The sequence below is a fragment of the Bradyrhizobium sp. genome (assembly GCF_016462955.1).
In the GTDB taxonomy this organism is placed as follows: Bacteria; Pseudomonadota; Alphaproteobacteria; order Rhizobiales; family Xanthobacteraceae; genus Bradyrhizobium.
In genome coordinates this window covers 1-5,880 of sequence record NZ_JAEMSD010000191.1, presented here as the reverse complement: position 1 = coordinate 5,880, position 5,880 = coordinate 1, and the positions used below count along the sequence as shown (strand labels likewise).

Below are 5,880 nucleotides of genomic sequence, written 5' to 3'. Positions count from 1 at the left end.
GAGGTGAAGGACGTCTCCGAGCTGACCGGCTTCCCCGAGATGATGGACGGCCGCGTCAAGACGCTGCATCCGAAAGTGCATGGCGGCCTGCTCGCGATCCGCGACAACAAGGACCATGCGGAGGCGATGAAGGCGCACGGCATCGCGCCGATCGACCTTCTGGTCGTCAATCTCTATCCGTTCGAGGCGACCGTCGACAAGGGCGCCGGCTTCGAGGATTGCATCGAGAACATCGACATTGGCGGCCCCGCGATGATCCGCGCCGCTGCAAAGAATCATGACGACGTCGCCGTCGTGGTCGAGGCGCAGGATTATCAGGCCGTGCTCGACGAGCTCGCCGCCAACGGGGGCGCGACCACGCTGGGCTTGCGCCGGCGGCTGGCCGCGAAGGCCTATGCCCGCACCGCGGCGTATGATGCCGCGATCTCGAACTGGTTCAACCGTCAGCTCGATATCGACGCGCCCGACTTCCGCGCTTTCGGCGGCCGGCTGATCCAATCGCTGCGCTATGGCGAGAACCCGCACCAGACCGCGGCGTTCTATGCGACCCCCGACAAGCGTCCGGGCGTCTCTACCGCGCGGCAGCTGCAGGGCAAGGAGCTGTCCTACAACAACATCAACGACACCGACGCGGCCTATGAATGCATCGGCGAGTTCGACGCCGAGCGCACCGCGGCCTGCGTTATCGTCAAGCACGCCAACCCCTGCGGCGTCGCCGAAGGATCGAACCTGGTCGAGGCCTATCGCAGGGCGCTGGCCTGCGATTCCACGTCCGCATTCGGCGGCATCATCGCGATGAACCGTCCGCTTGACGCCGACACCGCGCGCGAGATCACCAAGATCTTCACCGAGGTCATCATCGCGCCCGATGCCAGCGAAGAGGCAATCGCCATCATCGGCGGCAAGAAGAACCTGCGCCTGCTGCTCGCCGGCAGCCTGCCCGACCCGCGTGCACCGGGCCTCACCGCCAAGACGGTCGCCGGCGGCCTGCTGGTGCAGAGCCGCGACAACGCCGTGGTCGACGACATGACCTTCAAGGTCGTGACCAAGCGCGCGCCGACCGATGCGGAAATGCGCGACCTGAAATTCGCGTTCCGCGTGGCCAAGCACGTCAAGTCCAACACCATCATCTACGCCAGGGATCTCGCCACCGTCGGCATCGGCGCGGGCCAGATGAGCCGGGTGGATTCGGCGCGGATCGCGGCGCGCAAGGCGCTGGATGCCGCCAATGAACTGAAGCTTGCCGAGCCGCTCACCAAGGGCTCGGTCGTGGCGTCGGATGCGTTCTTCCCGTTCGCCGACGGCATGCTCGCCTGCATCGAAGCCGGCGCCACCGCGGTGGTGCAGCCCGGCGGCTCGATGCGCGACGACGAGGTGATCAAGGCCGCCGACGAGCACGGCATCGCCATGGTGTTCACGGGCACGCGGCACTTCAGGCACTGAGCTTGCCGTGATTCCGGGCTCGCGCCGCGTGGCGCGCCCCGGAATTGACGAGGGGGATGCTACTCCCGCACCCGCATCAACAGCGCTAGCCCCGCGACGAAGAACACCACCAGCACGGCCATGCCCGCCTTCTGGCTCGCGGTCACCGCCGTGATCATGCCGATCAGGAGCGGGCCGATGAAGGACGTCACCTTCCCGGTCAGCGCGAACAGGCCGAAATACTGCGCGATGCGATCCTTCGGTGCGAGGTGGATCAGCAGCGTGCGGGAGGCGGCCTGGAGCGGGCCGCCGGCCGCGCCGATCAAGCAGCCCAGCACGAGATAGGCCCGCTCGGCGGCGCTCGAGAACAAGCCCGCGCCCGGCTGCGGCGGCGCGACCTTGACGAACAACACGCTATCCTTGTCGACCAGCAGGATCGCCGCCACGGACAACAAGAGGACCAGGAGGCTGCCGGCAACGACGCGCTTCGGCCCGAGACGATCATCCAGCTTGCCGCCGAACCATGCGCCGAATGCACCGGCGATCGCAAGCATGATGCCGAACGTGCCGATCTGGATCGTGTGCCAGCCGAAAGTGCCCGCGGCATAGATGCCGCCGAAGGCGAACAGCGACACCAGACCGTCGGTGTAGATCATGTTGGCGAGCAGGAATGCCGCGAGCGACTTCTGCTTCGGCAGACTCCTGATCGACTGTTTGAGCTCCGACAGACCCTCATGGAGTGCCTCGCGCAGCGGGCGCTTGGCGGGGTAGTCCGGCGTGAACAGGAACATCGGCGTCACGAAGATGATAAACCACAGCCCGGTCAGCGGCCCGGCGGCACGGTCGCCCTGACGCGCGACGGGATCCAGCCCGAACAGCGGCGTGAGGCCGAGCAGCGTTCGGCCGGTCTCGGGATTGGCCGCGAGAAGACCGAGCACGATGATCAGGCTGACGATCCCGCCAATATAGCCCGTGGCCCAGCCGGTGCCGGAAAGCCGGCCGATCCGCTCCCGCGGCACCAAGGTCGGCATCATCGCATTATTGAAAACGGTGGCGAACTCGGCACCGACGCTGGCGAGCGCAACCGCGGTGAGCAGCAACGGAATGACGGCGACATCGCCGGGCCTACCGATCCACAGCGTGCAGGAGGCCAGCACCAGCACCGCGCCGAAACCCGCGATCCATGGTTTCCTGCGGCCCGATGCATCCGCGATGGCCCCCAGCACCGGCGACAGCAGCGCGATTGCAAGGCCCGCCGCCGCCGTCGCAAAAGCCCACAGCGACTGGCCGGTGGCGGGATTTGGCGCAACGCTGGTCGCGAAATAGGGTGCGAACACGAAGGTCGTGATCAGGGTGAAATATGGCTGCGCAGCCCAATCGAAGAAGATCCAGCTGACGACGGCGGCGCGCGGCGGATAGGACCGCTGCGCGCCGGCCACGCGCGCATCCGGGGCGATCGTCGTCATCACGCAGTCCTCATCACGAACAGTTTTTGGCTCTCTGGCGCGAACCGTATAGCATTGCAACGAGGCCTGTGAACCGGCCCGGGGCTCCGGCGGAAAGTTTTGATGATGTCGTCACATTCGACACGGCGGACATTCTTCGCCGTCATCGCCACCCTGGCGTTAGGATTTGCGCCGGCGACCGCGCAGGATGCACGGCAGGGCTATGTTCCGCCCGCGCGCGACATGGTTCGGGCGGTCGCCGCCGAGCACGGCATGGTGGTGGCGCAGGAGAAGCTCTCCGCGCAGATCGGCGCCGATGTCCTGCGGCGCGGCGGCAATGCCGTCGATGCGGCGGTTGCGACCGGCTTTGCGATGGCGGTGACCTACCCGCGCGCCGGCAACATCGGCGGCGGCGGCTTCATGGTGATCCATTCCGCCGACCGCAACGAAGACATCGCGATCGACTATCGCGAGACCGCGCCGGCCGCGACCACGCCGCAGATCTTCCTCGGCGCGGACGGCAAGCCCGACACGGCAAAATCACGCGATTCAGCGCTCGGCATCGGCGTGCCCGGCACCGTCGCGGGCCTGGCCCTGGCATTGGACAAATACGGCTCGGGCCGGTTCACGCTGGCGCAACTGCTCGCACCCGCCATCGCGCTCGCGCGCGACGGCTTCGTCGTCAGCGATGACATCGCCGATACGCTGCCGAGCTGGCACCGGCGGCTGGCACGCTGGCCTTCCTCGGCCAGGATCTTCTCGCGGCCCGACGGCACGCCGCTAGGCGCCGGCGACCGGCTCGTGCAGGCCGATCTTGCCGAAACGCTGACGGTGATCGCGGCCCGAGGCCCGCGCGGCTTCTACGAGGGGCCGGTTGCGGAGAAGCTCGCCAGAGCCGTGACCGACGCCGGCGGGATCATGACGCCGGCCGACCTGCAATCCTATCAGGCCGTAATCCGCACGCCGGTACGCGGCACCTATCGCGGCTATGACATCGTCTCGATGCCGTTGCCGTCGTCAGGCGGCGTGGTACTCGTCGAGACGCTCAACATCCTCGAAGGATTTCAGCTCGCCGATTTGTCGCAGGGATCGGCGGCATCGCTGCATCTCTTGATCGAATCGATGAAGCGCGCCTACGCCGACCGCGCGCGCTTTCTCGGCGATCCCGCCTTCGTCGACGCACCGACCGACAGGCTGACCGCGAAGGATTACGCCGCCAAGCTGCGCGCGACCATGTCCGCCGAGCGCGCCACGCCGTCGAAGGAACTCGTGTCCGCGGTCCCCGCGCCGCGCGAAGGCAGCAACACCACGCATTTCTCCGTGGTCGACGCCCGCGGCAACGCGGTCAGCAACACCTATACGCTGAACTTCAGCTACGGCGTCGGCCTCGTCGCCGACGGAACCGGCGTGCTGCTCAACAACGAGCTCGACGATTTCACCGCGGCCGTCGGCGCGTCCAATGCTTACGGCCTTGTCGGCTTCGAGGCGAACCTGCCCGGGCCGGGCAAACGGCCGCTGTCGTCGATGTCGCCGACCATCGTGCTCAAGGACGGCAAGCCGGTGCTGGTGACGGGCTCGCCCGGCGGCAGCCGCATCATCTCGACCGTGCTTCAGGTGGTCGTCAACGTGCTCGACTATGGGATGGACGTTGCCGCCGCGGTCGCTGCGCCGCGGCTGCACCATCAATGGATGCCGGACGAGGTGCGCGTCGAGCGCGGCTTTCCCGACGACGTGCTCCGCGAGCTGAAGACGATGGGCCACGCCGTCGTCGAGCCGATGGGACAGACATCGGCCAATTCGATTCTGGTGACGCCGAACGGGATGCTCGGCGCCGCCGATCCGCGCACGCGCGGCGCGGAGGCGGCTGGGCAGTAACCGCGTCGTTGCCGGGCGACAGCCGGCTTACCGTCCCACCTGGTACGGCCCGCCCTTCTCCAACGCGCGCGCATAGGCCGGCCGGGCATGGATGCGCTCCAGGAACGCCATCGCCCTGGGGTGGCCCTGCTCGAGCCCGCCGCGCGCTTGCGCGGCTTCCAGCGGAAAACTCATCTGGATGTCGGCTGCGGTGAACGCGCTGCCGGCGAACCATTCGCTCTTGCCGAGTTCGCCTTCCCAATAGTCCATGTGCTGCTTGAGCTGCGGATTGACCAGCGCGGTCAGCGCCTGGTTGCAGACCTTGCGCACCAGCGGCCGGAGCAGCGCGGGCGCGCGCTTCGGCATCAGCGTGAACAGCAGCTTGAGCAGCAGCGGCTGCATCGCGGATCCCTCCGCATAGTGCAGCCAATAGGTGTAACGAAGTCGCTCCGGCGTGTTCAGCGGCGGGATCAGCCGGCCGTCGCCGTAGGTTGCGATGAGATATTCGATGATCGCTCCCGATTCGGCGATGGTGTTGCCGTTGTCGGTGATGACGGGCGACTTGCCGAGCGGATGGATCGCGCGCAGCTCTTTCGGTGCGCGCATGTCCGGCTGACGCTGATAGCGCACGATCTCGTAGGGAACGCCCAGCTCCTCGAGCAGCCACAGCACGCGCTGCGAGCGGGAATTGTTGAGGTGGTGAACGGTCAGCATCGTCGTGTCCTTGGCGCTTGGCGTGGTCGATTGGCCGGGGCGTTCGTGCCAGCCCGGGACCACATTGTCGAGCCGTCACTACGGATATTTTCACCCGGGTATATTGACGCGAATAATTTACCCGGGTATTAAGCTGGCAACACGATCAATATGGCAATGATTCCAATGCAAGGGACTTACACAGCTTTCGCCGGCCAGCGCCGGCTGGCCTCCGGCACGGCGGGCGAGGTCGCGCTCGCGGTGAAACGGGCGACGCAGCCGCTGGCAGAGCCGATCGTCATCTTCGACGACGGAACCGGGCGCTCGATCGATTTCGACCTGCGCGGCGACGATCGCGCGGTGCTGGCGCGGCTGGCGGAGCTTATGCCGCCGGTCGAGGCCCCCGAAGCCCCCGCCGAGCCGCGCGGGCGCGGCCGGCCGAAGCTCGGCGTGGTCGCGCGCGAGG

At 67.2% G+C, this 5,880-nt stretch carries 5 protein-coding genes; 3 read left to right on the top strand and 2 right to left on the bottom strand.

The genetic code is table 11. From position 1 onward, the window contains the following. On the top strand, positions 1–1,443 hold a 1,443-nt coding region (purH, locus tag JHD07_RS19835; protein WP_291624949.1), incomplete at its 5' end, for a bifunctional phosphoribosylaminoimidazolecarboxamide formyltransferase/IMP cyclohydrolase. A 59-nt stretch (positions 1,444–1,502) separates the two neighbouring features. Here the strand turns inward: purH and JHD07_RS19830 are convergent. Continuing rightward, positions 1,503–2,888 (bottom strand): MFS transporter, encoded by a 1,386-nt coding sequence (locus tag JHD07_RS19830; RefSeq protein WP_291624947.1) that lies wholly within the window; start codon positions 2,886–2,888, stop codon positions 1,503–1,505. A gap of 102 nt (positions 2,889–2,990) precedes the next feature. Here JHD07_RS19830 and ggt point away from each other — a divergent pair, with 102 nt between their 5' ends. Beyond that, positions 2,991–4,742: a gamma-glutamyltransferase gene (gene ggt, locus JHD07_RS19825; RefSeq protein ID WP_291624946.1), complete on the top strand. Its 1,752-nt coding sequence runs from the start codon at positions 2,991–2,993 to the stop codon at positions 4,740–4,742. 27 nt (positions 4,743–4,769) lie between these two features. Here the strand turns inward: ggt and JHD07_RS19820 are convergent, their stop codons facing one another. Further along, a complete protein-coding gene (locus JHD07_RS19820) occupies positions 4,770–5,435 on the bottom strand; it encodes a glutathione S-transferase (RefSeq protein ID WP_291624944.1) in 666 nt (221 codons plus the stop codon). 165 nt (positions 5,436–5,600) lie between these two features. Between JHD07_RS19820 and JHD07_RS19815 the strand changes: the two genes are divergently transcribed. Next, on the top strand, positions 5,601–5,880 hold a 280-nt coding region (locus JHD07_RS19815), incomplete at its 3' end, for a DUF2239 family protein (RefSeq protein ID WP_291624941.1).